The following is a 24,731-nucleotide window of genomic DNA, read 5'->3' on the forward strand; positions in this document are numbered from 1 at the left end:
TTCCCAATGGCCTATACTCCTCCTTACCCGAAGCCTCTCGAGAAGGGCGCAAAGCGCTCGCTTTGGAATCTGTTCAAGCGGGGGCGCCGGTCGTGGCTGGCTACGCTTTATGAAGGCTCTTACTCGGGGCATATGTCACGGGTTAGATTGCCGGGAGTGCAACTGTTTCTGGTAAAAATTCCGGAACTCATCAAGGAGGTCCTGGTCGATAAATACGCGGTCTTTCCGAAGCATGAACTCTCCACGCGGGTGCTGAAGCCGCTCCTGGGGGAGAGCATTTTCACGACCAATGGAGAGGTCTGGGAGCGACAGCGGCGGATGCTCGACCCGGCTTTTGGTCAAGCGAAGCTGAAAGATGTATACGCACTGATGAAGGGTGGCTCGGACGCGATGATCGAGCGCCTGGATAAGGTGGAGGACGGTGCTGAAGTGGATATCGAAATGGAGATGACCCACGTCACGGCGGACATCATTCTGCGGACGATTCTTTCCGAGACTCTGGAAGGTGATACGGCGAAGAAGATTTTCGACAATTTCCACCTCTTTCAGGAAAAGGCGTCAGTGATGATCCAGATGGATTTCTTTCACATTCCGCTGTGGTTGATGCCACACCACTTTTTCGTATGGAAAAAAACCGGACGGGTGATCCGTGAGCTGCTGGCAGTGCCGATCCGCAAGCGCTTCGAAGCATACCAGCGCGGCGAAAAGGGTGAGTATAAGGATATTCTGCAGTCCCTGCTGGAGACGAGAGATCCGGTAGACGGATCGAAATACACTGTCGATGAGCTGATTGATCAGGTGGCGATGCTTTTCCTTGCCGGTCATGAGACTTCAGCGAGTGCGCTTTCATGGTCGCTTTTCCTTCTGACCAAGTGTCCTGAAATTCAGGAGAAACTTCATGAGGAAACCGTGAGACTGCTGGGTGAGCGTGAGCCGGAATTCAAGGATATCCCGCGCCACAAGCAGATCAGGAATGTGTTTCGCGAAACGATGCGTCTATATCCGCCTGTGGGATTCTTGATTTTTCGAAAGGCCGTAGGTGATCAGGTGATCAAAAAGGGGAAGAAGGAAAACCTTATCCCCGATGGCTCGCCTGTGGCTGTCGCGCCTTGGCTGGTTCACCGGCATCGTGAGCTTTGGGAGAATCCCGATGAGTTCAATCCGGATCGCTTTGAAGGTGGTCTTGATAAGCCCTCATGTGCCTATATACCGTTCGGGCAAGGGCCACGCATTTGTATCGGTGCTGCATTTGCGATGCAGGAGGCGATGTTGATTCTGGCGTCCCTGACCCGCCGCTACCGCTTCGAGCCGGGTCCTGGAGCGGATCCTGAGCCTATTTCGCGCCTCACCATTCGTTCGGTGGACGGGATTTCACTGAGACTTTTCCGTAGGGAAGAGACAAAGGAACCGGGTACGCCGTACGAGGAGATGCCGGAGACTCCGCCGGCCGGGGGTGGTGAGGCTGCTAAATGTCCTTTTCACTGATCTCAATATCGCGCGGGCCACGGATACGGTAGCGTAAGCTGCCCCAGACCATTTCCTTTCCCAGCAGGGCGCTAGTTGAAACAAGAAGGGTGGCTAATCTTTCGAAGGGATCCACCCACCAGGATTTCGCATTGATCGGTAATAGTTTCTCCGCTTCCTGGGGCGGGAAGCGGTCGCGGATGTATCGGGCGCGGCTGCTGCAACGTAGTAGATTGAATGCTACACCGGCGAAGACCGGAAGGAGCGACCAGAAAGAGCCAGAGGCGAGGAGCAGAATACTGGTGAGAAAGCTGGCGATGTAGAGAAGCGCGAAAAGCGCGTTTAGTAAGGCGATTTTCGGGAGATAGGTTGCAAGGTGGAGATATTGCCTCCTGCCGAATTCATAGAGGCTGTTATGTGTGAAATCACACGGAGTGAAGCCTTCTACCGCGCGAACATACCGAAGGCGCTTTCCTCCTTGAAGGGCAATTTGGGTAATGCGGACGTCGTCGTTCAGGCAACGCGCGAGTTGCTCCCGAACGTTGAGATCGAGATAGGCTGTGCGCGACATTGCCATTGAACCTCCCCAGAGAACCGTTCTCCAGCCGGCGGTGATCCACGATTCCATGGCGATACCGAGAGAGCCGATAATCAAATTCGGTAGTTTCGAATTTTCCGGAATGAACCAACGATGGCCCGTTGTGAGATCGCTGGTGCCACTGTTGATGGGCAGGACCAGATTTGTGAGCCAGTCCGGTTTTCCGTAAAGATCGTCATCAGCGAAGACGATTAATTCATCGTCCTCGCGCAGGCTTTCCATGGCGGACAGCTGGTTGTGGACTTTTTGTGCGCAGTCAACGGTGTGCCCCGCAACGAGGAGTGTGATTTCCTTTTCAGACCCACCTGATTGAAGCTTTTTACGAAGAGCCAGGTGGGCTGGGTCCTCGATGCTTTCGGTGACAAAGATGATGCGATAGTGGCCGTAGTCCTGGGTGGTGATAAACTCGAAGAACCGATCAAAGTTACTCGAAATGCCTTTGGTGGGAATGATGATTGCGGCTTTTCCTTTGTGCCCGGCCAGATTTCTCTCCAGTAGCCACTTTCTGTTTTTGAGAAACAGCGTATGGGCTCTACGTGATTTCCAGAGAGAAAGTCCGCTGTGTGCCGCCCAGTAGCAAGATGCGATGTGCAGAGCCAGCAGTGCGGGGTTCATCGGCTATTTGGATGATTTGAGCTTCGCCTTCTCTTCCTTCAATCCACCGATAAAGAGGAAGACGGCAGCGATGCAGATACAAGAATCAGCTATGTTGAAAGTGGGCCACCAGCCGCCGCTTGCGGGTACGATCTTATCGTAAAAGGGAAGTTTCACGGAGATGAAATCTACCACGTAACCGGAGGAAAGACGCTCCCAGAAAGATCCTTCCTTCATTTCCTCGAGCAGGAAACCCTGGACGAGCCGGTCGGTTAGGTTTCCGAAGATTCCACAAAGCAGGAGTGCTACGGCGACTTTTGAAAGGGGCTGTGCGAATGCGCCTTTTTTCCAGAAGATACGGATCATGACCAGCGCGATGACGGGCACGGCGAGGAACACGATTGGAGCCCATGTGGTGCCATTTCCGAGGCCGAATGCAACGCCCTGATTATGGACGCGGATCCAATGGAAGACATCGGGAATAATTTCCCACTGGTGCGCATCTGCGGACCAAGGGGTGGCGAAGTTCGCGACGGTCCAGCCTTTGGTGATCTGATCTAGGATGTAGAGCGGAAGGCTGAGAAACAGGAGTAACCTGGGAAGTGTCATTTGATTTTATTATTTCGCGGCTGAAACCACATCCTCGCAGCGCTGGCAGAGGCCGGAGGTAAGGACTGGCTCGTGCTTGCGACAGCGTGGGCAGAGCGGGAGTTCTGTTTTGGCAGCCGTGGCGGTAAGCTCGGGGCCGACGGAGACGGAAAGCTCCGCGATGATGAAGAACTCTGTGGCAAATTCACGGTCCTGAAGCATTTTCAGCAGTGCGGAATCACTCTCGGGAATCGTGAGAGTGATGGCGGCTTCGTTGTTTCTGGAAAATTCCTTTGCCTGCACCTTGGCTTCGATGGCGGTTTGCATCGCAGCTTTGATCTGGAAAAGGCGGTCCACTTGTTGGGTGGTTTCGCTCGGGGCATGGGCCGGATTGAGTTTTGGGAAATCCTGCTCGTGCACGCTGCCTTTTGTGAATGATGCATGCTCCCATGCCTCCTCCGCGGTGAAGGCAAGGATAGGTGCCAGAAGTTTCGTGATGCCGAGGAATACCTCATGCATGGCTGCCTGGGAGGCGAGGCGGCGGGGTGAGTCCGGTGCATCGCAATACATACGGTCTTTCAGCGCGTCGATGTAGATGGCTGAGAGGTCGTTGGTGCAGAATTGGTTGATTGCGTTGAAGACCTTGCGGAATTCAAAGCTTTCGAAGGCTGCAAGGCATTCGCGGGTCACTTCGTGGAGGCGTTCAAGAATCCATTTATCCAGAAGTGTGTATTCCGGGGAGGCGTCGGATGGAGTAAAGCCGTCCAGGTTCCCTAGAAGGATACGAAGGGTGTTCCGCAGGCGGCGGTAAGGCTCGGCTACTTGCTTGAAGAGGTCTTCTCCGAAGGGGACCTCGTTCTGCCAATCCACGCTGGATGCCCAGAGGCGGACGATGTCTGCCCCGTATTTGTTGTAGAAGTGGGCTGCGTCGGTTGGTTTTCCTCCCTTTTTGTCGTCCGACTTGGAGGTTTTTTTACCGGTGTCTTTATCGACCACGAAGCCGTGGGTCATCACGCGCTTGTATGGGGCGTGGCCACGGAAGGCAGTGGAGAGCATGAGCGAACTCTGGAACCAGCCGCGGTGCTGATCGGTGGCTTCCAGGTAGAGGTCAGCCGGGGCGTGGAGCTCCGGATGGGAGTCGAGCACGGCGGCGTGGGAGCATCCGGAATCGATCCATACGTCGAGGGTGTCCTTGCCTTTCTTGAGTCCGGCAGGGAGGCCGAGTTTGGCTGCGAGATCTTCGTCGGACGTTTCGAACCAGATGTTGGTGCCTTCTTTTTCAACGAGGTCGGCGACCTTGTTTGCGAGGTCGGCGGAAATGACTGCTTTTTCGTTTTCATCGAAGAAGACAGGAAGCGGCACACCCCAGGTGCGCTGGCGGGAGATGCACCAGTCCGGCCGTGCTTCAACGGTGCCGTAGATGCGGTTCCGGCCCCATGATGGCATCCATTTTACTTTGTCGATTTCTTCGAGGGCTTTGCTACGAAGATCATTTCCGTCGAGGGAGATGAAGAACTGCTCCACGGCGCGGAAGATGATCGGTGTTTTGGAGCGCCAGCAATGAGGGTAGGAGTGGTGATACTCCTCTTCACCGAGCAGGTGGCCGCTTTCACGGAGGATCTCGATGATGCGCTTGTTCGATTTGAAAACGTGCTGGCCGACGAGCTCTTCGAGTCCGACTTCTGCGGTGAAGTGGCCGAGATCGTCGACAGGGGAAAGGACTCCAAGTCCGTTTTGCTGGCCGGCTACGTAGTCGTCCGCGCCGTGGCCCGGGGCAATGTGAACTGCACCTGTGCCGGAATCCGTGGTGACGAAATTCGCGAGGATCAGCTGTGACGTGCGGTCTAGGAACGGGTGTTGCGCTTTTGATCCTTCCAATTCACGGCCTTTTACTTCGGAAAGAGTTTCCTTGAGCACGAAACCGGTTTTTTCCGCGAAGGCTTCGAGCAATTCTCGGACGATGACGAAGTTTTCTTCGGTTTCTCCGTCGGAGAATTTTCCTACGACGTATGTGAATTCCGGATGGACGGCGATGCCGAGGTTGGCAGGGAGGGTCCATGGGGTGGTGGTCCAGATGGCCATGGATGCCTTGCCAGCCAATGCACCTTCCACGATCGGGAATTTCACAAAAATAGCAGGGGAGACCTTGTCAGCGTATTCGACTTCGGCTTCAGCAAGGGCGGTTTGCGCACCGTAGGACCACTGGACCGGCTTCTTGGATTGGTAGATGGATCCGTTTTCCACGAGCTTTGCGAAGACGCGCAGGATGCTGGCTTCGTAGGACGGGTTCATGGTGAGATAGGGATTTTCCCAATCCGCGAAGACGCCAAGACGGCGGAATGAGGCGCGCTGGATATCGATGAATCCAGCGGCGAACTCCGTGCAGCGGCGGCGGATCTCAGCTGGTTCGAGGCCGGCTGCCTGTTTAACTACCTTGAACTCGATCGGCAGGCCGTGGCAGTCCCAGCCGGGGACGAATGGGGCGTGGAAACCCGCCATGGTCTTGGATTTCACGACCATATCCTTGAGCAATTTGTTGAGCGCGGTGCCCATGTGCACGTCGCCATTGGCGAACGGAGGGCCATCGTGGAGAATGAAATCCGGGGCGCCTGCGGCTTTGCGTGCGGAGACAATTTTCTCGTAGATTCCTGATTTGTTCCAAATATCGAGACGCTTCGGCTCGTTTTTCACAAGGTCTCCTCGCATTGGGAAACTGGTCTGAGGAAGTGTCAGCGTGTCTTTGTAATTCGGGGAATCGCTCATGGAATGGGCGCGGAAGCTAGCAACCACATGGTGTGGGGTCAATCCCCGTCGAACGGGTGTGAAATCAGAGTTGTCGTGGCGGGAACGGATGGCTAGGGTTTGGCAGAAACTTCCGACATTTACCTCTAACCTTTTAAGTCATTTCCAATGGGCATTTTCAGTAAACCACTCCTCCGCACACAGCAGAAACGCGACGATATGCCAGAAGGCTTGTGGTCGAAATGTCCTGATTGCGGGGCGATGAACCATTCCCTTGAGCTGAAGCAGAATCATCAGGTTTGCCCGCAATGTGGTCATCATTTTCTGTTGGATTCCACGGATCGCATTATGCTTCTGGCTGATCCCGGCACCTATGAGGAAACCGAAGGGAATCTATTTTCCGCAAATCCACTGGCCTTCAAGGGCTATGAGGAAAAGATCAGCGGACTCCGCGAGAAGACCAATATGAACGATGCGGTGGTTACCGGCCGCATTTCGATCGCAGGTAAGCCGGCGATGATTGCAGTGATGGATTTTAAATTTTTTGCAGGCTCCATGGGTTCGGTTGTTGGTGAAAAAATCACCCGCGCCATCGAGCTTGCGATCAAGGAGAAGCGTGGAATGATCATAATCTCCGCTTCATCCGGCGCACGTATGCAGGAGGGGATGCTTTCCCTGATGCAAATGGCCAAAACCTGCGGTGCCCTGGCACGTTTGGGTGAGGCAAATCTTCCTTACATCTCCGTGCTGACGCACCCGACTACCGGTGGTGTCACCGCATCCTTTGCTACCATCGGCGATATCAATATCGCCGAGCCGAAATGTATGATCGGTTTCGCCGGACCACGTGTTGTGAAGGAAACCACCCACCAGAATCTTCCTCCGGGTTTCCAGACCGCGGAGTTCATGCTCTCGCACGGCTTGATTGATGCGATCGTTCCCCGCCACCAGATGCGTGAGCGCCTAGGAAAGATGCTCAATTTCATGATGAAATAAAGGCTTCGTGACGAAGCTGAACTAGACTTTCCTTTGACGCGCCGTGCGTGCGGTCTTACGGCTGTAATTCTGCGTACTAGATATGATCTCGCACAAAGCTCCCAATATATGAAATTATCCATACTTTCCTGCTCACCCAAATGTTACTCCACCCGCCGCTTAGTAGAGGCAGGCAGGAAACGTGGGCATAAAATAGAGGTCCTGAACACCCTGCGTCTGGCCATCGGCTTGGATCAGGGGGATCCGGACATCTATTACCATGGAAAGGAGCTTCCTGACACGGATGCGATTTTACCGCGCATTGGAACATCCATTACACGTTATGGAACTGCGGTTGTAAGGCAGTTCGAGCAGATGGATATCTATACTCCGAACACCGCGGCGGGCATCAGCAACTCCAGGGATAAGCTGCGCTCGCTTCAAATACTTTCCCGGCATGATGTGGGAATTCCTACCACTGCGTATGTGGATGATAAGCGCGATGTTGAGGCGGCATTGGAACGAGTGGGCGGTGCTCCGGTGATCATCAAGCTACTTGAGGGGACTCAAGGGGTAGGCGTGATTCTTGCTGATAAAATCGAGATTGCGAAGGCGATCATCGAGACGCTGCAAAGCTCCAAACAGCAGGTTTTACTTCAAAAATTCGTTGCGGAGAGCAAGGGCAAGGATGTCCGGGCATTCGTGATCGGCGACCGTGTGGTGGCTGCGATCCGCCGGGTGGCACAGGGGCAGGAATTCCGCTCGAACGTGCACCGCGGTGGTAAGGCTGAGGTGATTGATTTGGATCCGGCGTATGCTGAAGCTGCTGTGCGAGCTGCGCAGATCATGGGGCTGCGGATTTGTGGTGTGGATATGCTTGAGGGCAAGGATGGCCCGCAGATCATGGAGGTGAATTCCTCCCCTGGATTCGAGGGGATCGAGGGCGCAACCGGTCTTGATATTGCGGGTGAAGTCATCGACTACATCGCGGATCAGGTGATGTTCCCGGAAATCGATATCCGCCAGCGTCTGACCGTCAGCCGTGGTTACTCGGTCGCGGATATCAGTATCCCGGAAGGTAGCACCTATGCGGGCATGACCATTGAGGAAACCGGATTGCGTGATCAGGATGTGGTGGTTCTAACCCTCCGCAGAAAGGGATCGGTTATCTCCAATCCGAAGAGCTCGAGAGTGCTGGAGGCGGACGATACCCTTCTTTGTTACGGCAAGTCCGAGCACATGAAGGGCCTCATCCCGGCCAAGCCGAAAAAGCGAAAGATCAAAAAGCTTCCCGAAGATACTTCAAACGAAACCGGCAAGGGCTCATGAGCATGATTATCGGCTGGCGCGAGTGGGTTGATTTTCCAGAATGGGATATCAAGCTGAAAGCCAAAGCGGACACCGGTGCGAAGAGCAGCGCGATAGATTGCGCGGAAATTCTGGAGCTGCCCAACAATCGGGTGCGCTTCACCGTGCGTTTGGATAGAAAGGAAAAGCAACTGATTACCTTAGAGGAGGATATCGTCCTGCGGAAGCGAGTGCGCTCCTCGACCGGGCATCCAACCGATAGGATTTTTGTGGAGACAACTCTTCTGCTGGCAGGGTTCGAGAAGAAAATCATTGTTTCTCTGGTATGCCGGAAGCGGATGATTCACCGCCTGCTGCTCGGGCGTGAGGCGCTTGGGGGTGATTTTCTGGTGGATTCTTCCGTGGACCATTGGGCGACTCCGAAGAGGAAGCCAAAGAAAAAGGAAGGTTGATCAGCCGACTCAGTTCGCAGGAACCTGAAATACGTGAACTTCGTAGGAAATTCCGTTGAGGGTGACTTTGGACGAGGTGTCGAATTTGGCCATGAGGCTTGGAGCTATGGTGCTACCCCATTTCCCATCCTTGAGTTCGCTCATGGCTAGCTTCACTTTCACCCAATCCCCATCGACGAGGATCGGGGTGACTTCGCACTTACGGTTATCGAATCTAACGGAATCTGTTTCGCCGGTTTCGATTGCTTTATCGAGATGTGCGACAGCGGTTTCACGGTCTTTTTCTTCGCTTTCCCAGATGGTGAGCTGAACCTGGACGGGATCGGCCAATGCTGCACCAAAGGCGGAAAGAAAGAATCCGGTAAGTGGGAGTAGGATTTTTTTACACATGATTTTGGGTTCTTGGATGGAATTTTCCGGTCAGGAAAACGGCAGATTCGCTGCGGCCAGAGCAGCGTGGATCTTGAAGTCGATCATGCAGCCTTCTGCCTGTTTTTCCTGAAAGTAGGACCGGAGCCGAGCCAAGGGAATTTTATGAAGGGTGATATTTTCACCTTCTGTTCCACCACCTTCGGTTTCTTTGGAAAGCTCTTTTGCCAGAAATAGATGGGTGGTCTCGGGAGTCATGCCGGCGGATGTGGGCGAGGAGATGAGAAGTTCGATTTTTTCAGCGCGGTAACCGGTTTCCTCAAGAAGTTCACGAGCCGCGGTCTGTGCGAGTGTTTCACCCGTGAATTCCGGTTCGTCGCCGACCAGGCCAGCAGGGATTTCAACGACGGTTTTTCCGACAGGTATGCGAAATTGCTCCACAAGGAGGATTTCTTCCGCTTCGGTGATGGCTAGTATCCCCACGCAGTGATCGGAATGTGGGCGGCGGGTGTAGTCCCAGGAACCTTTGCGGTATAGGCCCAGCCATTTGGACTGATAGAGGACAATTTCTTCTTCCATTTCTGTATGAAGAGTAGGCTGTGACGACTGGCTTGCAATTCAAAGAGAGGAGAAAGAATCGTTGGCGATGTGTAGTAAACTGGAATACTTAGCAGCCCGCTTTTGTTGCAGACCATGGACCGACACGTTTTTCAAATACCCGTAACTTTCACCCACCGGGTTATGTTCACCCAAGACGCGTTCGGGAGTGGAAATGGAATGCTGCGGGATCTTCTAAATGAGGGTGGTGGCAGGAGGGTTCTCGTGTTTCTGGAGACTGCGGTGGCGGAGGCTCAGGAGGGTTTGGTCGAGCGGATCGGAGAGTATTTCGCTCCCCTGGAGTTCGAGTTCTGCGGTGTTCGGGTTTTCGGTGGGGCGGAGCCTTGCAAGGCTGACGATAGCTTGGTGAAAGCCGTGTGGAACGAAATCGATAGAGCCGGGATCGATAGACACTCCTATGTGCTGGTGATCGGCGGCGGGGCGTTTCTGGATGCAGTGGGTTTTGCCACATCGACGGCGCATCGTGGTGTGAGGTTACTGCGTTTTCCTACCACTACACTATCCCAGGATGACAGCGGTGTGGGGGTGAAAAGTGCGATCAATTCATTCGGGAAAAAGAACTGGATCGGTTCCTTTTCGGTCCCGTATGCGGTCATCAATGACTTTGACTTTCTGGATAGCCAGCCGGAGGAGGCGGCGATTTCCGGTCTGATCGAGGCGGTGAAGGTTGCGTTGGTGAAGGATCGGGAATTTTTTGAGTGGATCGAAGAAAACTGTGCAGGACTGAGATCGCGTGAAGCATCGGTTTTCCATGAATGTGTGAAACGCTCCGCTCTGCTGCATGCGGAGCACATCGCCTACGGAGGAGACGCGTTTGAAAATGGCTCCAGCAGACCTCTGGATTTCGGCCACTGGGCAGCCCACAAAATGGAGGCACTGACCGACCATGTGTTGACCCATGCAGAGGCGGTATCCGTTGGGTTGGCTCTGGATACGGTGTATTCGGCGAAAATTGGACTATTGGGTAAGGATGAGATGGGGCGGGTGCTTGCTGTTCTGGGGAAACTGGGACTTCCCATTTATCATTCGGCGTTGGATTGGGTGGGAGAGTGTGGCGAGCGCCGCGTTTTCAGCGGACTGAACGAGTTCCGTGAGCATCTGGGAGGGCGATTGACGGTTCTGTTATTGAGAGATTTGGGCGAAGGAGTGGACGTTCATGACTTTGATTTAAAGATGCTGGCGGAATCCATTGCGGAGTTGCGGGATGCCAGGTGACAATTGCAGATTCTGTGTTTATGATGCCATATCATGGATATTCTAATCTGGATTCTGCTGGGGCTTATTGCCGGTATTCTTGGGAAAATTCTTCTGCCTGGTAAGGATCCCGGTGGCTGGATCATCACGATCCTTTTGGGGATAGGTGGCGCATTCGTCGGCGGATGGGTCGGAAGTTTTTTCGGAATGGGTTCGGTAGGAGGTCTTAGCTTGGGTTCCATCGTTACAGCAACGATCGGAGCTATCTTGCTTCTTCTGGTCTATCGCATGGTTAAGAGGTAGCGCAGAAGCGGCGGATACTTGTCGGGGGGGATGCATTTTGCAGTCTCTAAGCCGCTGGAGACCCCCGATTCGGTTAAATTTGTGTGGTACACGGTTTGCGAGTTGAACCGGATGACCCCTTGGATCGATATCAGTATTCCTATCCACCCCGATATGGCTATTTGGCCAGAAAATCCCGGGGTGGATATTCAGTCCTCCCAATGTATGCAACACGGGGATGTTTGTAATGTTTCCCGGCTGAGTATCGGGACCCACAGTGGAACTCACGTGGATGCTCTCAGGCACTTTGTCAAAGGAGGGAAGAGTATAGACGAGGCTCCTGTAGAAAACTTTATCGGGCCAGCGAGGCTGGTGGAGATTTTCAGTGAAGACGAAATCAAGCTCACCGATTTTGATCAATCGGTGATCTCGAAAGGCCAGCGGATCTTGTTCAAAACAAGAAACTCGAGGGAACGAATCCATGATGGGGGATTTCAAAAGGACTTCATCGCACTATCGGTGGAGGTTGCGGAGTGGCTGGCTGAAATGGAAGTAGCTTGCGTGGGTGTTGATTACCTTTCTGTAGGGGGCTTCGAGGGTAATGTGGTGGAGGTTCATCACGCGCTTCTCGGTAACGGAATCTATGCGGTGGAGGGTCTGATTCTGAGCGATTTGGAGGAGGGCTGGTATGATCTCATTTGCCTGCCGCTGAAGATAGTGGAAGGGGATGCGGGTTTGACCAGGGCAGTGGCGAGAAAGAGGAAGGGAGCACCGTGAGCCATTTCATAATCATAGGAAGTGGACCAGGAGGAACCAGTGCAGCTCTGAAAATACTTGAAGGAGGGCACAGGGTGACGATCTTGGAACGAGGAGGATTTCTTCCGAAGGAAGAAGATAACCGGAGCTCGATGGCGGTATACGGGGATAAGAAATATCGCACGAGGGAGCGGTGGCAGGATCACGGCGAGGGTGGTGAATTCCAACCATGGATGCACTACCATGTCGGCGGGAATGCCAAGCTGTATGGTGCCGCACTATACCGTTTCCGGCCTGCGGATTTTGAAGAAATCAAATACCCGGAAGGAATTAGCCCGGCGTGGCCGGTGGACTACGCTGAGATGGCACCGTTTTACGATGATGCTGAAGAGCTGTATACGGTGCATGGAAATCGTGAGGAAGATCCCACGGAACCGACCGAAAGACCGTTTCCATTTCCTGCTGTTGAGGATGAGGAGTTCGTTGCGAAACTGAAAAGAGATCTTCCTATTGAGACACATTCGCTGCCACTAGGTGTGAGCTTGGAAAAGCAAAACGAATGGGAACTTAGGTTGGATAAATTCGATGCTTATCCAGATCCGAGCTTGGGGAAATCCGATCCTGAGTCGCGGGTTCTGCATATCCTGAGAGGCTTTGGAGATAAGTTCGAGCTCAGGACGGAGGCCTTGGTCGATTCGTTTGAATTTACAGTGTCCGGAGATGTGAGGGCTTTAAAACTGTCGAGTGGTGAAAGACTTACCGCTGATTGTTACGTGCTAGCAGCAGGTGCGATCAACAGTGCGAAGATCCTACTGGCCTCTGGTTTGGGTGATGAGAACCAGTTGATCGGAGCAAATTATATGGCTCATCTTTCCTCTGCGGGGATAGCGGTTTTCGATCGCCCGCTGGACCTTTCTTTTGCCAAGACATTTGCATCCAATGAATGGTATCGGCCGGATGAAAAAGTGCCTGTTTTGAACGGCTCCATTCAAACACAAGGTAAGTGGGATGCTGTCCAGTACGGCTTGGAATCGTGGACCGAGAAATTGGGAGAGCCGGAACTTCTCGCTTCCAGAGCCATGGAGTTTTTCTATATGACGGAGGATCTTCCGCTCACTGAGAATAGGATAAGTTTGGAGAATGGACAGACGGGAGTATCACGGAAACTCACCAACCTCGGACTTCACCAGGACCTGATTTCGAGCTTCACGGGAGCGCTTTCCGCTACTCCATACTTCAGGGGATTCTCGTCCCAGATGCTACCAATCGATTGGTGTACGCATCAATGCGGTACACTGGTATATGGCGAAGATGAGAGTAGCTCCGTACTGGATGTTAATTGCAGGTTACGCACCGCAAATAATCTGTATGTGACAGATAGTAGCTTCTTCCCTTCCAGTTCGGCATTAAATCCCACGCTCACGATTGTTGCGAACGCGCTGCGTGTAGGAGGGATCTTGGCCGGGATATGAGGAGGATAAGGATCTTAGTCGACCGCGTTCTCGTAATCGACTTTGCCATTTAGTTTCAGCAGATCGATAGCGCGGTCGCTTCGTGGCTCCAGATGAGTGCTGGATGCCGCAAATGCCACTATTTGTTTTTCTACCACGACTGCAGCGACCCAACCTGAAGTTTTTCCCTGGGCGTCGGTTTTGGTGGCAGCCTGATTTGCCGCTGTGGTTTTCCCCTTGGTGGAGGCGGGTTGGTCCTGCGCTTCCTTGGTCGTGAAAGTGGCGAGATCGAAAGATGATTCACCAAAAGGGTCCAGCGACTGCAGAGAAAGTGTTTCGTTGCTTAAGACCTCGTGCTCCGGATCCGAAGATAAAATACTTACATGGATATTCCCGGCCGGACTGGCAGCGGCATTGTCCTTGTTGGACACGGTTACAGATCCCGAGACGGTGTAGATAGTGGTGCTTTTGACATTATTTTTGGAGCTCTTTCCCTTGCCACCTTTTCCGGCTTTGCCTGAGGCCCCCTTTTTTCCTGTAGATGCCTGCTTCACCTCTTCCCGGTCGAGGTTCACATTGACCTGAATTTCCAGTTTGGTGATTAGCGGAATATTTGAGGCCTTGATCGTTTTTACCGACTCTGCGGTAAGGTCCGCGTAATCAACTCTAACATACTTTCCACCTGTCTTTAAGCGTACTGACTGTGGTCCGCGGTCGATTAGCTCTACTTCTGTTTTTGAGCCGGCTTTACTCTCCAATTCGACGGTCTCGGCGCCCGCGATGGTGATGAATAAAAGGAATGGAAGTATTGTGTTCAGGCACATTCGGCTACGTTAAAGTCTCCGTTTTACGAAATCCAGTCCAAATGTGCTTACTGAAAGTTACAGCTTATCGAGGGTTTCCCGACCTCTTTGCTTTGATTCCGGATCGTCGGCTTCGCGGTTGGGCATGGTGAGTCCTTTCTGGATCTCAGTGCGGGCTTCTGCCTTACGATCCATCATCGCGAGGGTGCGGCCGTATTCGACTTGATGAATGAGGCGACGGCTGTTGATGGATCTGGCTTTTTTGAAATGCTCCAAAGCCTGATCATACGAACCGTTCGGGACGCCGCCATAGATGGCCTTTGCGATCAGCCGGGAGGCCCCACCGATGCCGGCCATTTCCTGGTGCCAGCGGCCGAGTAGATGGTGGGCGTAATCTGACTTCGAGTTCAGGCGGAGTGCTGTGTCTGCCTCGGATTTCATTTCACGTGATGCCTGGAGCTTGGCTTTGTTTCCCATGAACTCGGTATTTTTCCCGAGGGAAAGTGCGACAGCGAGGTGGGAGTCCGAGGAGTTCGGGTCAGCCGCGACTGCTTTGCGGGAGTATTCGAGGGATTTTTCTCCAGCGGATTTTTTCGCGCCTCCGCTGAGTGAGGGCATCATGTCGCCGTATTGTTTGGCGATTTTGACAAGGATCCCGGAGTTGGCGGGATCTTTCGCGAGAGCTTTTTCGTAAGCCTCGAGGGCTTGCTTAGGTTTGCCGATGCCGTCGAGGGCGTCGCCTTGCTTTTTCCACTCGGCGGAGGATTGGGCGAGGCCGATGGCGGTCGACAGGAAAAGGAGGAGGATGGGTTTCATTGGATAGAAATGTTTCCGGCGGTGATTTCGAGTTTTTTGAAAGCCTGGCAAGCTACGTGACGGATCCCGCAGCGGTGGGAATCTGCATAGTTCCTATGCGTTTTTGAAAAGGTAGTGGGAGACGATCCATTCGTGGCCTTTGCGGTAGCCCCATAACTCGGCGCAAGCCAGGTAGAAGACGCGCCAGTAGGTCCACCATTTAACGGCTTGGTCCGCGCCATAGGTTTCCGAGATGAGTGGGAAAAGCTCGTCGTAATTCTCGTCCATGTTTCTCAGCCATGCTTCGGATGTTTTCTGGTAGTGCTGTCCGTTTACCTGCCAGTGCTGCTCGATGCGGAGGTGGTCCTGGAAATAGAGGAGGAGATCATCGGAAGGCATTTGTCCGCCGGTGAAGAAGTATTTCGCCATCCAATCGTCTTCGTTTTCCGCGATGTAGTGATAGGCGTTTTCACGGTGGGTGAAGATATGGACGAAAAGTTTTCCGTCCGGCTTGAGCCAATTGGATACGCGCTCCATGAGAATCTGGTAATTTTTCATGTGCTCGAACATTTCCACGGAGACGCAGCGATCGAAGCGGGAATTTCCGACCCCTTCGAAGTGGATCATGTTTGCGGTGATGACTTCGATGTTGTGGAGGCTGCGCTTTGCGGCTTCGCCCATGATGTGTTCGCGCTGGGTGCGTGAGTTCGAGACTGCGGTGATTTTCGCGTTCGGGTAATGGCTGGCCATCCAGAGGGTAAGGGATCCCCAGCCGCAGCCGAGTTCCAGGATTTCCTGGCCGTCGGCAAGCTCTGCCCGCTGGCAGGTGAGGGCGAGCATGCGTGCTTCTGACTCGCCGATGTCCGTGACTCCCTCATCCCAGTAGCCGGAGGAGTATTTCATGTGCGGGCCGAGGCAGCGCTGGAAAAATCGGGTGGGGAGTTCGTAGTGTTGCTCGTTTGCCTCGTCGGTGGCGATGGCAACGGGCATGGTTTTCAGCTCTGCGACGTGTGCCATAAGTTGTGCCTGGCGGTCTTCCGGATCGAGGGCTTCGAACGGAGCAATTGTATTCGCGAGGCGGTGGCGGATACCCAGGCGGATTAGCGGGTCAGGGATTTTGCCGGTGGTGAGGAGGTCGGTGGATTTCATGGGAAGGAGAGGTGCTGGAATTTTTCCGGCTGGATTAGCGCGTGTATGAGGAAAACGGAGAAAAGGAATCAGACGGATAAGTTATATATCGCGATAGCATCTGTTTGATTTCGGATTCCGCAACCTTCATCCGGAATAGGGCTATATGAGCGGGCGGCGAGTAATTACCGCTGGCTGCTGGAGTCTGGTTTTGGTGGTAGCGGGATAAACGGGGAGGTGGTGCGCTGGTATTCGCGATAGGCTTCTCCTTTGCGTTTCACTGCGGATGCTTCTGTGGGAGGAATGCCGGTTACTTTCAGCAGAAGAAAGGTGATGACGGCGGGCGCGTAGATGGTGGACCAGCCCCAAGGCGAACCGAGGGCAAAGAGGAAGAAACCACACCAGATGACACTTTCGAAGAAGTAATTCGGGTGGCGGGAGTACTTCCAGAGACCGTTATTGCAGACGGATTTGGGATCCGGATCGGCGGATTTGAAGGCTGACATTTGTCTGTCCGCAATGGTTTCTCCGACGAGGCCGGTGAGGGTGACCAGGGCGCCGATGATGGATAGTGGATCGAATGTCGGATCTGGATCGGCGGAGATGAGGTGAAAGGGGAGGGCGAGGAGGAAGACCGAGACTGCCTGGCCAAGGAAGAAGAGTAGGAACATGGGTTTCTCTTTTCCCTGCCAAACTTCACGGAGTTTGACATACCGGGAGTCTTCATCCGGGTGATGTTTTGCGATGCGCCGGGTGAGGTGGTAGCCGAGGCGGGCGGACCATGCGCCGATGAGAATCGCTGCGGTGAGCTGTTTTGGGTTAGGGCTTTCCAGGAGAAGGAAAAACAGTGAAGTGAGGCCGATGCAGATGGCCCAGAAGGCATCGACGGGAGAGAAGTTTTTGATCTTCACACAGAAGGCCCATGCGGCGGTGAAGATCACAAGGTTTACGATTAGGGCGGGGAGGAGCATAAGTTATGAAATTTTATATCCTAAGGGTTCATCAGATATATCAGGCTGCAACTTGGATTCCTATGGAACAGTGAGTAAGTTCAGGTGTTTGACCTTGCTGTCCGATGTGGGGGGATTCAGCTTCCCCATCATGCTGAGAATTGTTTTTGCGATGGGTATGATGTTGCTTGGTGCGGCTGCGGATGACTTGGCGAAGATCAAAGCGGAGTATGCCAAACAGGACAAGGCACTGAACGAGGTATATCAAAGGATTAAAAAGGGCCTACAGCCCGAACTTTTCGAGAAGGTTCAGATAGATCAGCGGAAATGGGTGGAATACAGAACTTATATGTCTGACTGGGAGGCGCGGGGCAAAGACGCGGAGACCTCGCCGGACCGCTGGGAGACGGCTGCAGGATTGACGGAGGCGCGAGTGGAGTGGCTGGAGGCGTGGCTGAAAAAGGACAATAGAAAGGGCTGGGAAGGATACTATTCCGATAGCTATGGAGGACATCTAAAGATTGCTCAAAAAAACGGGAAAAATTGGTTCTTTGTAGAGGTGGTTAGAGGACCGACATATCACTCGGGAGGACTGGATGGAGAATTTCGTATAAACGGAAACACAGGATGGTTTGAGCTGGAGCTCGAATATGATGGCGGCGTGACCTGGATGACGTTTCTGAAGGCAGATGATGGCTCGGCGCAAATCAAGGTTATCGGTGAAAATACGACGTTATTTCACGGTGCCCGTGCCTATTTTAGCGGCGATTATTTGTGGATCGGTGAGCTTTCCGAAGAAGATCGAATTGAGGTGATCGAGGGGACAGAATACTCCGATTAATCAATCTCTCAGCCATCCGATTGAGGTGTGGCCGGGGCCTCTGGTAGCAATTTGCGAAGGAGAGGTAGGGCGATAAAATAGACGAGTGGTATCAGAACGAGGGAGCAGATGGCCCATGCTTCGATACCATGGAGGGCGGCGACACCGAAATCGCGGGCAAACCGGGTGGGGCTGTCTTTGAATTGCCCGAGCATCTCCGGGATGGATAGGGTGAGGAGGGGGACTCCGTTTATTTTCTGACCAAGGCGGATAAAAACTAGAATTAGGGGTAGATGGACTGGGTAGGTAAGGGTTTTGAAAAGGTGTAGAACGGGCTGGTTGAGCCGGAATAGATGGCCGGCGATGAAGCAGACGAGCGAGGTGCTGCCCATGATCGGGAATGTGCCCAAGGTGATGCCGAGCGAGACGGACCAGGAAAGTCGCTCGGGGGAAGTGCCTTGTTTCAGCTGCTTCAGGATTGGGTTGATGATCCACCGGCGGAAGCGGGAGGGTGATTGGGGATCATCGGATGGCATGTGGTGGGTCGCTTTGTTCCAGTGGCTGTCTGTTGCAGATCGAGGTCGTGGGGCGTGCTGAGATCTAGAGTTCCAGGTTGTTTGGGCGGGTGTAGAGGGCCTGGACTACGGAGATGTTGCGGGTATTGAAGCCGGCTTCACAGTATTTCAGGTAGTAATTCCAAGTGCGGATGAAGGGCTCGTCAAAGCCGAGCTTTTTGATTTCATCAAGGCGTGAGTTGAATGTCTCGTGCCAGGCGGAGAGGGTGCGGGCGTAGTCTGTGCCGAGGTCCTCGAGGTTATTGAGAAAGAGGTTTCCTGTTTTGTTCAGGACTTCATTCACGCGGCCGACGGATAGGAGAAGCGAGCCGGGGAAGATGACTTTCTGTATCCAATCCACGCCTTTTGTGAGGGATTTGTAGCGGTTGTCAGGGACGGTGATGTATTGGATGGCGAGGAGGCCGTGTGGGGTGAGGACTTCGTGGCATTTCGCGAAAAAGGATTCGTGGAAGGCGTGGCCGACGGCTTCGAGCATTTCGATGGAGGCGATTTTATCGAAGCTCCCCTCGATGAGGCGATAGTCCTGGATGCGGATTTCCACGAGGTGTGAGAGTCCTGCTTTTTCGATGCGCTGGCGGGCGTAGGCGGCCTGCGCTTCCGAGATGGTGACGGCGGTGATTTTGCAGCCGTAATTTTTTGCGGCGTGGTGGGAGAAACCGCCCCAGCCGCAACCGATTTCCAGGACGTGGTCTTCGGGTGAGAGTTGGAGCTTCCGGCAGAGAGCGTCGTATTTTTCGGTCTGGGCGTCGGCGAGGGTTTTGGTTTCCGCGGTGAATTTAGCGGACGAATAGGTCATGGTCTCATCGAGCCACAGGGAGTAGAATTCGTTACCGAGATCGTAGTGCTCCGCGATGTTTCGGCGGGAGGTTTCGATGGTGTTGGAGCGCTTGAGGTGGCGGAACCAGTTGACCGCCTTGAGTAGGTTGACGCCGGGGAGGGTGGACGAATCGGTATCCTCTCCCTGCAGAGCTGTCATGTTCAGGGCGAACCATGAGATGACGGCTGCGATATCGGGAGTGTCCCAGATGCCGTCCGTATAGGCTTCGCCCATGCCGATGTTTCCGTAGAAAGTGGCGCGTTTGAAGAATTCGTCGGGGTCGTTAAGGGTGATGCGTGCGGTGATGGGAGCTCCTTCTTCGCCGAAGTGCGCGGTGCGTCCGTCCGGGTAGTGGAGGGCGAGGCCGTCCAGGGTGAATTTTTTAAAGAGAGAGAGGACGATGCGCTCGGGGAGGGTGGAGTGCTGCGTCTTGGTGATGGTGACGGTTCCGGAAATGTTGTTACCGCGGAGAAGCGGAGATCCCAAAGGATCGTGGAGCCGGGGCTGTGTGGAGGTGCTCATGGGGAAAATTGTTGGTGCCTTGTGATCAATGATCAGTTGGCAGGTTTTGGATGGGGGTGGACTTGGGGAAGTGGGGGATTTTTTTCAGGAAGAGAAGGAGGGCGTGGAGATGGATGCGAAAGATGATGGCAAGGGAGAGAAGGGGGTATTTCAGTGCGAACCAGGCGAGGCGGGGAGTGGTGAGGGATTTCCGGGTGGAGCGGATGTGGGATAGAAGAGTTGGTTTGCCTGTGGTGAGGTTATCGATATGGACGGTCCAGGTATCGGTTGGCTGGTGAAGGCGGAAATGGAAGGTATCGTTGGGATCCGAGAAGGGTGAAACGTAGAACTCCTTGGGTGTGGTATGGTCGAATTTTTCCTGGGCATCGGGTGTGCCGAGGGGATAAAGTTTCATCTCCCGGAAGGTATTGGTGACCTCTGCGACGGCGGTGATGGGGAGGCCGGCGGGGCTGCTGATGTAGTAGAAGGAGACGGGATTAAAGGAGTAGCCGAGTACCCGGGGGAAGGTGAGTAGGGTGACTTTTGCATCCGGTGGGATGGGGCTACCGTTTTGGGCGAGGAAGTCGGTGAGGTTCTGGCGGGTGTTTTTCTCGGGATCGGTGCGGATGTGGTCGCGGTCGTCGATGGAAAAGATGTTGAGGCGGTTGCGGGAAAGGAGGGGGAGCTTGGGAAAATGATCGAGATCTATGGCGAACATGAAGACCCGATAGCTGAAGGCATGTTTCCCCGGGGAAACGCGGGTGTGGGTAATGGTAGCTTCGTAGACGGAAGGGGTCATTCCCAAGGGTCCCGATTTAATATTTCCCAACAGAGGGTGTGGGCGGAGCGGATGCCGTCTTCGTGAAAGCCGTTTGCCTGCCATGCGCCGCAGTAGTAGTGCCCGGTGCGATGGCCGGCGGTGTGGAGTTCCCCGATACGGGATTGGGCGGCGATGGCCGGGGAATCGAAGATAGGGTGCTCGTATTGGAGGGTGTGGAGGACCTTTTCCTCCGGAATTTCCTCGGGTGGATTGATGGAGACGAAGTAATTGGTCTTCTCGGATACGCCTTGGAGGGAATTCATCCAGTAGTGGGTGGAGTGGTTTCCCTGCTGGCTGATGCGGTAGTTCCAGGAGGCCCACGCGCGTTCTGTGCGGGGCATGAATTTCGGGTCTGTGTGGACTACTGCGGTGTTTGGCTGGTAGTGAAAATTCTCGAGAATGCTGTGCTCGAGGGAGGTGGGGGATGCCAGGAGGCTGAGCGATTGGTCCGCGTGGGAGGCGAGGATGATTTTGTCGAAAGAATGCGAGCTGCCGTCGTTGAGGATGAGGCGTTTTTCGAGGACGGCGCGGACGGGGTTGTTTTTGATAATCCGGTCAGCGAAGGGGGCGGTGACTTTTTTTACATACTCTCTGGAGCCTCCGGAGACTGTGCGCCATGGGTGCTGTGTATCCAGGCCGAGGAAGCCGTGATTATGCCAGAAGCGCATGAGAGTGCGGGCGGGAAAGTTCTGGATGCGCTCTGGCGGGGACGACCAGACGGCGGCTGCCATGGGGGAGAGATACCACTGAAGCATATCGGCTCCGTAGCCGCGCTTTTCAACGTACTCGACGAGGGAGAGGTCCCCGAACGCCGGGTTTGCGAGTTCATCGATGGTCTCTTTGTTAAATCGATTGATCTGGAGGAGCATTTTCCAGAATCGTGGAGAGAGAAGGTTTTTCCGCTGGGAGAAGAGGAGGTTGAGCGAGCCGCCGTTGAATTCGATACCATCGCCGAGGTGCTGAACGCTGAAGGACATGGCGGTGGGTTTCGTCTCCACTGCTAGTTCCTTGAAAAGGCGGGTGAGGTGAGGGTAGGTGACTTCATTGTAAACCATGAAGCCGGTGTCGAGGGGGAGGTTATTACCGTCCTCGGGGACGGTGACGGTGTGGGAATGTCCTCCGATTCGGTTGTCTTTCTCGAAGAGGGTGAGCTCATAATCCCGCTGTAGGAAGTGAGCACAGGCGAGGCCGGAGATGCCGGTGCCTATGATGGCGATGGATGGTTTTTCAGACATCTGGTGCGGGCGCTAGAGTGGCTCTAGGGCTTTGAGTTCATGAGTTTTGCCTCATCCATGATTGATTTCGGGACGGGGCGGAGATCCCAGACCAGATTGAATTTGGAGAGCAGCTTGAGAATATAATAGGTGGGATCGATCTGGTGGGGGAGAAATCCCTGCCGGGTGGCGTGGGGATAGCGGTGGTGATTGTTATGCCAGCCTTCGCCGAGGGTGATGAGGGCCAGAAAGAAGTTATTCCGGGAGTCATCTTCGGTATCGAAGGTTTTTTTCCCCCAGACGTGGGCGAGGGAGTTGATGAAAAGTGTGCCGTGGAGGAGGACGGTGGTGGAGATGAAGAATGTCCAGATGAAGAACTGCCACATGGTGGTGCCGAGGGCCGGGGCAAAAGTTTCCAAAGACCAGCCGATGGCCAGCATGATTACTCCGTAGGCGAGGGGGACTAGTTGGTCGAAGCGATTGAGGAAGACGAGCTCGGGAAATTTTACGAGATCGGGGATGGCCTTGTAGTTCGTCGGGAAGTTTTTCCTGGAGGTGAGCCAGCCGATGTGTGACCACCAGAAACCGGAGACACGAGGCGAGTGGATGTCTTCTTCTTCATCCGAATGCTTGTGATGGTGCCGGTGATTTGCAGCCCACCAAAGGGAGCCGCGCTGCATGGAGGAGTTCCCTACAAGCGCCAGGATGAACTGGAAAGTGCGGGAGGTCTTATAGGTCCTGTGGGAGAAATAGCGGTGATAGAAGCCGGTGATGGCAAACATCCGAATGAAGTAAAGCGCGATGGCAGCGATGACGGCAACCGGGCTGATTCCCACCCAGAAAACGGCGAGGCAACCGAAGTGGAGGAAAATGAAGGGAAGGGTCCGTTGCCAATCGACTTTGTCAGGCAGGGTCGATGGATCCGGCGAGCCAGGGGCGCGGTAATCGGAGTCCCACCAATGGCCGATGAGGGTAGTGAAGGCTTTGATTCTAGGCATCATGGGATTATTGATGGACGGCGATTATTTTTCGAAACGGCGGCGGATGGTCTCTATCATGCCGCCGAGAACAGGGAGTTGCCCATAGATATTGGTACCGGAATCCCAGAAATCCTGATGCATTACAACTTGGCCGGCGGGATTGAGGCGGACGTGGCTGATTCCTATGGATTCGACAGGTTTCCCGCCATTCAACGCGGGCGCCGTGAAGATCATGGTCCAGCGGATGTAGTGTTCCTGTCCGGATGAGACCGTGTCATCAATGGTTACCTCATAGGTTTCCATGGTTTCTGATGTCTCCAGGAAATAGGCTTTGATTTCCTCCGGGCCGCGGTGGGTAACCAGTGTATCGTTCAGGTAAGCATCCGGTGCGTAAACTTTGGATGTATTCTCCTCGATATATTTTTTATCGCCGATTTTCTGGAGGAAATTACAGAAGTTTCTAATCGCCCGCGGATTGTCGTCTTCGGTCCCATTTTTTACCGAAAGTGCCTCTCTATATTCGCTAACTCGAGCAGCGGTGTCTGGCTTTGGGGCGCAGGCGGGGATGAGGATCGCCAAGACCAGAAGCACCAGGAGGATGATGGGGATAGTTTGGAGAACAATTTTAAGCGACATGATTGATCATATCACTAATTAACTGTTCCGCTAGGTGGAGTGGACGGGTTTTTGTATAGAGTTATACGAGCCGAGTAGGCGACCCATAGAATGAAGAGGATCTGGAACGGTAATCTTGCCCAAAGAATCCAACTTGCGATGCCGGTTTCAGGCCAGCCATTGATAGCGATGTGGAGGTTTGCAGGAAATATTGCTATCAATAGGAGAATGAGGCCGATGGCGGCGGCCTTCCGTGTTAGAGAAATGAGAAGTCCGATTCCACCGGCAGTTTCGGCTGCGCCGGAAATGACATTCAGCAGTGAGGGGGCGGGAAGCCATGGAGGAATCATGGAGATGTATATCTCCGGAGAGCGGAAATGATTGGCCCCGGCGATGATGAACGCGACAGCCAATAGGTAGAGGGAGATCTTACGAATGTTCATTTCATCTGCTTGTCGAGGAAGTCGATTGCCTTGGGAATGGCCTCGGCGGAGAAAAGGTGAGTCATGATGTGTGAACGTCCGTCGATCCAATATGCTTCGTGTTCGACGTTGTTTTTCTCAAGTGCGGCGGCGAATGCCTTGGCGTGTTCTTCCGGGACGGTTTCATCCCCGGTGCTGTGGTAAATGAAGGTCGGAGGTGAGGTTTTGGTTACCTTTGTGACAGGAGATGCGTCTGCGTAGACGTCCTCGTTACCTTTCAGCGGTCCACCAAGAAGCAGGCCTGTGAGTTTTCCATCCGGCCATAGCGAGAGGTCCGATGGAGCGCCCCCGGCTATGATTGCCTTCACATTATTCTCTGGATCAAGTCCTGCCAGTGCCGCGAGGTGGCCACCGGCGGAGTAGCCGAAGGTGGCGATGCGGTCGGGATCGATATTGAGAGTTTTGGAATTTTTACGCATGTAGCTGATCGCAGTATCCATGTCCTCCTTCTGAGCAGGGAACTTCCAATCCGGCGTGAGTCGATAGGTGGTGTTCATTACGAAATAACCTCGATCTGCTAGTTTTTTAGCGATTCCAGTCATGTCGGAGCGGCGCTCTTTTCCGTTCCAGCCGCCGCCGTGAATGAGTAGGACGGCAGGGGTCGGCTTGTTGGTTTTTGGCTTATAGATATCCGCCAGAAGTGGCTCTGGATACCCCTCCGGAGTGAAGGTGATATCTTTTGTTTTGGTGTAGGATGTGCTAGCCGAAGTGGATGGCAAAGAGCAGGAACTGATGATGGAAGTTGCGAAAATGAGCAGTGCAGCGGTGCGTAACATGGGGACAAGATCATCCAGAGTATCTGAAAATCAAATACACGGTGGTGTATGGGGCTATATCCAA

Annotated in this window: 26 protein-coding genes and 1 pseudogene; 9 read left to right on the forward strand and 18 right to left on the reverse strand. The window is 53.9% G+C overall.

Translation table 11 applies throughout. The features are described 5' to 3' along the window. Nucleotides 1-6 precede the first annotated feature (6 nt). Nucleotides 7-1,485, forward strand: a complete 1,479-nt coding sequence (locus AAGA79_RS02280; protein ID WP_411827158.1) for a cytochrome P450 — start codon at nt 7-9, stop codon at nt 1,483-1,485. Here AAGA79_RS02280 and AAGA79_RS02285 read toward each other — a convergent pair. The 3 genes from AAGA79_RS02285 to ileS are packed head-to-tail and all read right to left on the reverse strand — an operon-like array spanning nt 1,466 to nt 6,007. After that, on the reverse strand, nt 1,466-2,677 hold the full coding sequence (locus tag AAGA79_RS02285) for a glycosyltransferase (protein WP_411827159.1): 1,212 nt from the start codon (nt 2,675-2,677) through the stop codon (nt 1,466-1,468). The two genes, AAGA79_RS02280 and AAGA79_RS02285, sit on opposite strands and share 20 nt — an antisense overlap. Nucleotides 2,678-2,680: 3 nt before the next feature. Further along, the gene (locus AAGA79_RS02290; protein ID WP_411827160.1) at nt 2,681-3,265 is read right to left on the reverse strand and encodes a signal peptidase II; all 585 of its coding nucleotides are present in this window, start codon (nt 3,263-3,265) and stop codon (nt 2,681-2,683) included. A 9-nt stretch (nt 3,266-3,274) separates the two neighbouring features. Further along, nucleotides 3,275-6,007, reverse strand: a complete 2,733-nt coding sequence (ileS, locus tag AAGA79_RS02295) for an isoleucine--tRNA ligase (RefSeq protein WP_411827161.1) — start codon at nt 6,005-6,007, stop codon at nt 3,275-3,277. 147 nt (nt 6,008-6,154) lie between these two features. On the opposite strand from ileS, the gene accD reads away from it, so the two are divergent. The 3 genes from accD to AAGA79_RS02310 all read left to right on the forward strand — a co-directional run bounded on the left by accD (nt 6,155) and on the right by AAGA79_RS02310 (nt 8,721). Then, a complete protein-coding gene (gene accD, locus AAGA79_RS02300) occupies nt 6,155-6,982 on the forward strand; it encodes an acetyl-CoA carboxylase, carboxyltransferase subunit beta (protein WP_411827162.1) in 828 nt (275 codons plus the stop codon). A gap of 108 nt (nt 6,983-7,090) precedes the next feature. Beyond that, a complete protein-coding gene (locus AAGA79_RS02305; RefSeq protein WP_411827163.1) occupies nt 7,091-8,290 on the forward strand; it encodes a RimK family alpha-L-glutamate ligase in 1,200 nt (399 codons plus the stop codon). After that, a complete protein-coding gene (locus AAGA79_RS02310) occupies nt 8,287-8,721 on the forward strand; it encodes an ATP-dependent zinc protease (RefSeq protein WP_411827164.1) in 435 nt (144 codons plus the stop codon). The genes AAGA79_RS02305 and AAGA79_RS02310 overlap by 4 nt, the downstream gene beginning before the upstream one ends. A gap of 9 nt (nt 8,722-8,730) precedes the next feature. Here the strand turns inward: AAGA79_RS02310 and AAGA79_RS02315 are convergent, their stop codons facing one another. Together AAGA79_RS02315 and AAGA79_RS02320 are read right to left on the reverse strand one after the other, a co-directional pair. Further along, a complete protein-coding gene (locus tag AAGA79_RS02315; RefSeq protein WP_411827165.1) occupies nt 8,731-9,111 on the reverse strand; it encodes a hypothetical protein in 381 nt (126 codons plus the stop codon). A 30-nt stretch (nt 9,112-9,141) separates the two neighbouring features. Next, nucleotides 9,142-9,669, reverse strand: a complete 528-nt coding sequence (locus AAGA79_RS02320; RefSeq protein ID WP_411827166.1) for an NUDIX hydrolase — start codon at nt 9,667-9,669, stop codon at nt 9,142-9,144. Between the two features lie 114 nt (nt 9,670-9,783). On the opposite strand from AAGA79_RS02320, the gene AAGA79_RS02325 reads away from it, so the two are divergent. The 4 genes from AAGA79_RS02325 (at nt 9,784) to AAGA79_RS02340 (ending at nt 13,412) form a co-directional block, all read left to right on the forward strand. Continuing rightward, nucleotides 9,784-10,923 carry a 3-dehydroquinate synthase gene (locus AAGA79_RS02325; protein WP_411827167.1) on the forward strand — a complete coding sequence of 380 codons (1,140 nt, stop codon included), beginning with the start codon at nt 9,784-9,786 and terminating at the stop codon, nt 10,921-10,923. Nucleotides 10,924-10,956: 33 nt separating this feature from the next. After that, entirely contained in the window at nt 10,957-11,205 is a 249-nt protein-coding gene (locus AAGA79_RS02330) for a GlsB/YeaQ/YmgE family stress response membrane protein (RefSeq protein ID WP_411827168.1), read from the forward strand. Nucleotides 11,206-11,316: 111 nt separating this feature from the next. Then, nucleotides 11,317-11,961, forward strand: a complete 645-nt coding sequence (locus AAGA79_RS02335; protein WP_411827169.1) for a cyclase family protein — start codon at nt 11,317-11,319, stop codon at nt 11,959-11,961. Continuing rightward, on the forward strand, nt 11,958-13,412 hold the full coding sequence (locus tag AAGA79_RS02340; protein ID WP_411827170.1) for a GMC oxidoreductase: 1,455 nt from the start codon (nt 11,958-11,960) through the stop codon (nt 13,410-13,412). Before AAGA79_RS02335 ends, AAGA79_RS02340 begins: the two co-directional genes overlap by 4 nt. 14 nt (nt 13,413-13,426) lie before the next feature. Here the strand turns inward: AAGA79_RS02340 and AAGA79_RS02345 are convergent, their stop codons facing one another. The 5 genes and pseudogenes from AAGA79_RS02345 to AAGA79_RS02365 form a co-directional block, all read right to left on the reverse strand. Further along, entirely contained in the window at nt 13,427-14,215 is a 789-nt protein-coding gene (locus tag AAGA79_RS02345) for a hypothetical protein (protein ID WP_411827171.1), read from the reverse strand. A 57-nt stretch (nt 14,216-14,272) separates the two neighbouring features. Beyond that, on the reverse strand, nt 14,273-15,010 hold the full coding sequence (locus AAGA79_RS02350) for a tetratricopeptide repeat protein (RefSeq protein WP_411827172.1): 738 nt from the start codon (nt 15,008-15,010) through the stop codon (nt 14,273-14,275). A gap of 93 nt (nt 15,011-15,103) precedes the next feature. Then, complete coding sequence (locus AAGA79_RS02355) at nt 15,104-16,138, reverse strand: SAM-dependent methyltransferase (protein ID WP_411827173.1); 1,035 nt, start codon at nt 16,136-16,138, stop codon at nt 15,104-15,106. Continuing rightward, nucleotides 16,135-16,200, reverse strand: a pseudogene (locus tag AAGA79_RS02360) (potassium-transporting ATPase subunit F); the annotation flags it as partial. The pseudogene AAGA79_RS02360 and the gene AAGA79_RS02355, both read right to left, overlap by 4 nt. 102 nt (nt 16,201-16,302) lie before the next feature. Then, nucleotides 16,303-17,088, reverse strand: a complete 786-nt coding sequence (locus AAGA79_RS02365; RefSeq protein WP_411827174.1) for a DUF1295 domain-containing protein — start codon at nt 17,086-17,088, stop codon at nt 16,303-16,305. A 130-nt stretch (nt 17,089-17,218) separates the two neighbouring features. Here AAGA79_RS02365 and AAGA79_RS02370 point away from each other — a divergent pair, with 130 nt between their 5' ends. After that, entirely contained in the window at nt 17,219-17,908 is a 690-nt protein-coding gene (locus AAGA79_RS02370) for a lysozyme inhibitor LprI family protein (RefSeq protein ID WP_411827175.1), read from the forward strand. 8 nt (nt 17,909-17,916) lie between these two features. Here the strand turns inward: AAGA79_RS02370 and AAGA79_RS02375 are convergent, their stop codons facing one another. From AAGA79_RS02375 to AAGA79_RS02410, 8 genes are all read right to left on the reverse strand, one after another. Next, entirely contained in the window at nt 17,917-18,423 is a 507-nt protein-coding gene (locus AAGA79_RS02375) for a DUF2062 domain-containing protein (RefSeq protein ID WP_411827176.1), read from the reverse strand. A 64-nt stretch (nt 18,424-18,487) separates the two neighbouring features. Beyond that, nucleotides 18,488-19,801 (reverse strand): class I SAM-dependent methyltransferase, encoded by a 1,314-nt coding sequence (locus tag AAGA79_RS02380; protein ID WP_411827177.1) that lies wholly within the window; start codon nt 19,799-19,801, stop codon nt 18,488-18,490. A gap of 25 nt (nt 19,802-19,826) precedes the next feature. After that, on the reverse strand, nt 19,827-20,579 hold the full coding sequence (locus AAGA79_RS02385; protein ID WP_411827178.1) for a DUF1365 domain-containing protein: 753 nt from the start codon (nt 20,577-20,579) through the stop codon (nt 19,827-19,829). Beyond that, nucleotides 20,576-21,835 (reverse strand): NAD(P)/FAD-dependent oxidoreductase, encoded by a 1,260-nt coding sequence (locus AAGA79_RS02390; protein WP_411827179.1) that lies wholly within the window; start codon nt 21,833-21,835, stop codon nt 20,576-20,578. Before AAGA79_RS02390 ends, AAGA79_RS02385 begins: the two co-directional genes overlap by 4 nt. A gap of 23 nt (nt 21,836-21,858) precedes the next feature. Next, nucleotides 21,859-22,815, reverse strand: a complete 957-nt coding sequence (locus AAGA79_RS02395) for an acyl-CoA desaturase (RefSeq protein ID WP_411827180.1) — start codon at nt 22,813-22,815, stop codon at nt 21,859-21,861. A gap of 21 nt (nt 22,816-22,836) precedes the next feature. Continuing rightward, on the reverse strand, nt 22,837-23,430 hold the full coding sequence (locus AAGA79_RS02400; protein ID WP_411827181.1) for a nuclear transport factor 2 family protein: 594 nt from the start codon (nt 23,428-23,430) through the stop codon (nt 22,837-22,839). A gap of 14 nt (nt 23,431-23,444) precedes the next feature. Further along, on the reverse strand, nt 23,445-23,852 hold the full coding sequence (locus tag AAGA79_RS02405; protein ID WP_411827182.1) for a DoxX family membrane protein: 408 nt from the start codon (nt 23,850-23,852) through the stop codon (nt 23,445-23,447). After that, a complete protein-coding gene (locus AAGA79_RS02410; RefSeq protein ID WP_411827183.1) occupies nt 23,849-24,667 on the reverse strand; it encodes an alpha/beta hydrolase fold domain-containing protein in 819 nt (272 codons plus the stop codon). Before AAGA79_RS02410 ends, AAGA79_RS02405 begins: the two co-directional genes overlap by 4 nt. Between the last annotated feature and the right edge of the window lie 64 nt (nt 24,668-24,731).

The sequence above is a fragment of the Luteolibacter sp. AS25 genome (assembly GCF_046736275.1).
Classification (GTDB): Bacteria; Verrucomicrobiota; Verrucomicrobiia; order Verrucomicrobiales; family Akkermansiaceae; genus Luteolibacter.

Excerpts from the sequence above, each read along its gene's own strand:
- AAGA79_RS02285 (WP_411827159.1), bottom strand. The coding sequence starts at position 2,677 with ATGAACCCCGCACTGCTGGCTCTGCACATCGCATCTTGCTACTGGGCG.
- AAGA79_RS02335 (WP_411827169.1), top strand. The coding sequence starts at position 11,317 with ATGACCCCTTGGATCGATATCAGTATTCCTATCCACCCCGATATGGCT.
- AAGA79_RS02375 (WP_411827176.1), bottom strand. The coding sequence starts at position 18,423 with ATGCCATCCGATGATCCCCAATCACCCTCCCGCTTCCGCCGGTGGATC.
- AAGA79_RS02380 (WP_411827177.1), bottom strand. The coding sequence starts at position 19,801 with ATGAGCACCTCCACACAGCCCCGGCTCCACGATCCTTTGGGATCTCCG.
- AAGA79_RS02345 (WP_411827171.1), bottom strand. The coding sequence starts at position 14,215 with ATGTGCCTGAACACAATACTTCCATTCCTTTTATTCATCACCATCGCG.
- AAGA79_RS02330 (WP_411827168.1), top strand. The coding sequence starts at position 10,957 with ATGGATATTCTAATCTGGATTCTGCTGGGGCTTATTGCCGGTATTCTT.
- AAGA79_RS02370 (WP_411827175.1), top strand. The coding sequence starts at position 17,219 with ATGCTGAGAATTGTTTTTGCGATGGGTATGATGTTGCTTGGTGCGGCT.
- AAGA79_RS02280 (WP_411827158.1), top strand. The coding sequence starts at position 7 with ATGGCCTATACTCCTCCTTACCCGAAGCCTCTCGAGAAGGGCGCAAAG.
- AAGA79_RS02290 (WP_411827160.1), bottom strand. The coding sequence starts at position 3,265 with ATGACACTTCCCAGGTTACTCCTGTTTCTCAGCCTTCCGCTCTACATC.
- AAGA79_RS02315 (WP_411827165.1), bottom strand. The coding sequence starts at position 9,111 with ATGTGTAAAAAAATCCTACTCCCACTTACCGGATTCTTTCTTTCCGCC.
- AAGA79_RS02390 (WP_411827179.1), bottom strand. The coding sequence starts at position 21,835 with ATGTCTGAAAAACCATCCATCGCCATCATAGGCACCGGCATCTCCGGC.
- AAGA79_RS02325 (WP_411827167.1), top strand. The coding sequence starts at position 9,784 with ATGGACCGACACGTTTTTCAAATACCCGTAACTTTCACCCACCGGGTT.
- ileS (WP_411827161.1), bottom strand. The coding sequence starts at position 6,007 with ATGAGCGATTCCCCGAATTACAAAGACACGCTGACACTTCCTCAGACC.
- AAGA79_RS02320 (WP_411827166.1), bottom strand. The coding sequence starts at position 9,669 with ATGGAAGAAGAAATTGTCCTCTATCAGTCCAAATGGCTGGGCCTATAC.
- AAGA79_RS02385 (WP_411827178.1), bottom strand. The coding sequence starts at position 20,579 with ATGACCCCTTCCGTCTACGAAGCTACCATTACCCACACCCGCGTTTCC.
- AAGA79_RS02355 (WP_411827173.1), bottom strand. The coding sequence starts at position 16,138 with ATGAAATCCACCGACCTCCTCACCACCGGCAAAATCCCTGACCCGCTA.
- AAGA79_RS02405 (WP_411827182.1), bottom strand. The coding sequence starts at position 23,852 with ATGAACATTCGTAAGATCTCCCTCTACCTATTGGCTGTCGCGTTCATC.
- AAGA79_RS02410 (WP_411827183.1), bottom strand. The coding sequence starts at position 24,667 with ATGTTACGCACCGCTGCACTGCTCATTTTCGCAACTTCCATCATCAGT.
- AAGA79_RS02350 (WP_411827172.1), bottom strand. The coding sequence starts at position 15,010 with ATGAAACCCATCCTCCTCCTTTTCCTGTCGACCGCCATCGGCCTCGCC.
- AAGA79_RS02395 (WP_411827180.1), bottom strand. The coding sequence starts at position 22,815 with ATGATGCCTAGAATCAAAGCCTTCACTACCCTCATCGGCCATTGGTGG.
- AAGA79_RS02305 (WP_411827163.1), top strand. The coding sequence starts at position 7,091 with ATGAAATTATCCATACTTTCCTGCTCACCCAAATGTTACTCCACCCGC.
- AAGA79_RS02310 (WP_411827164.1), top strand. The coding sequence starts at position 8,287 with ATGAGCATGATTATCGGCTGGCGCGAGTGGGTTGATTTTCCAGAATGG.
- AAGA79_RS02400 (WP_411827181.1), bottom strand. The coding sequence starts at position 23,430 with ATGTCGCTTAAAATTGTTCTCCAAACTATCCCCATCATCCTCCTGGTG.
- accD (WP_411827162.1), top strand. The coding sequence starts at position 6,155 with ATGGGCATTTTCAGTAAACCACTCCTCCGCACACAGCAGAAACGCGAC.
- AAGA79_RS02365 (WP_411827174.1), bottom strand. The coding sequence starts at position 17,088 with ATGCTCCTCCCCGCCCTAATCGTAAACCTTGTGATCTTCACCGCCGCA.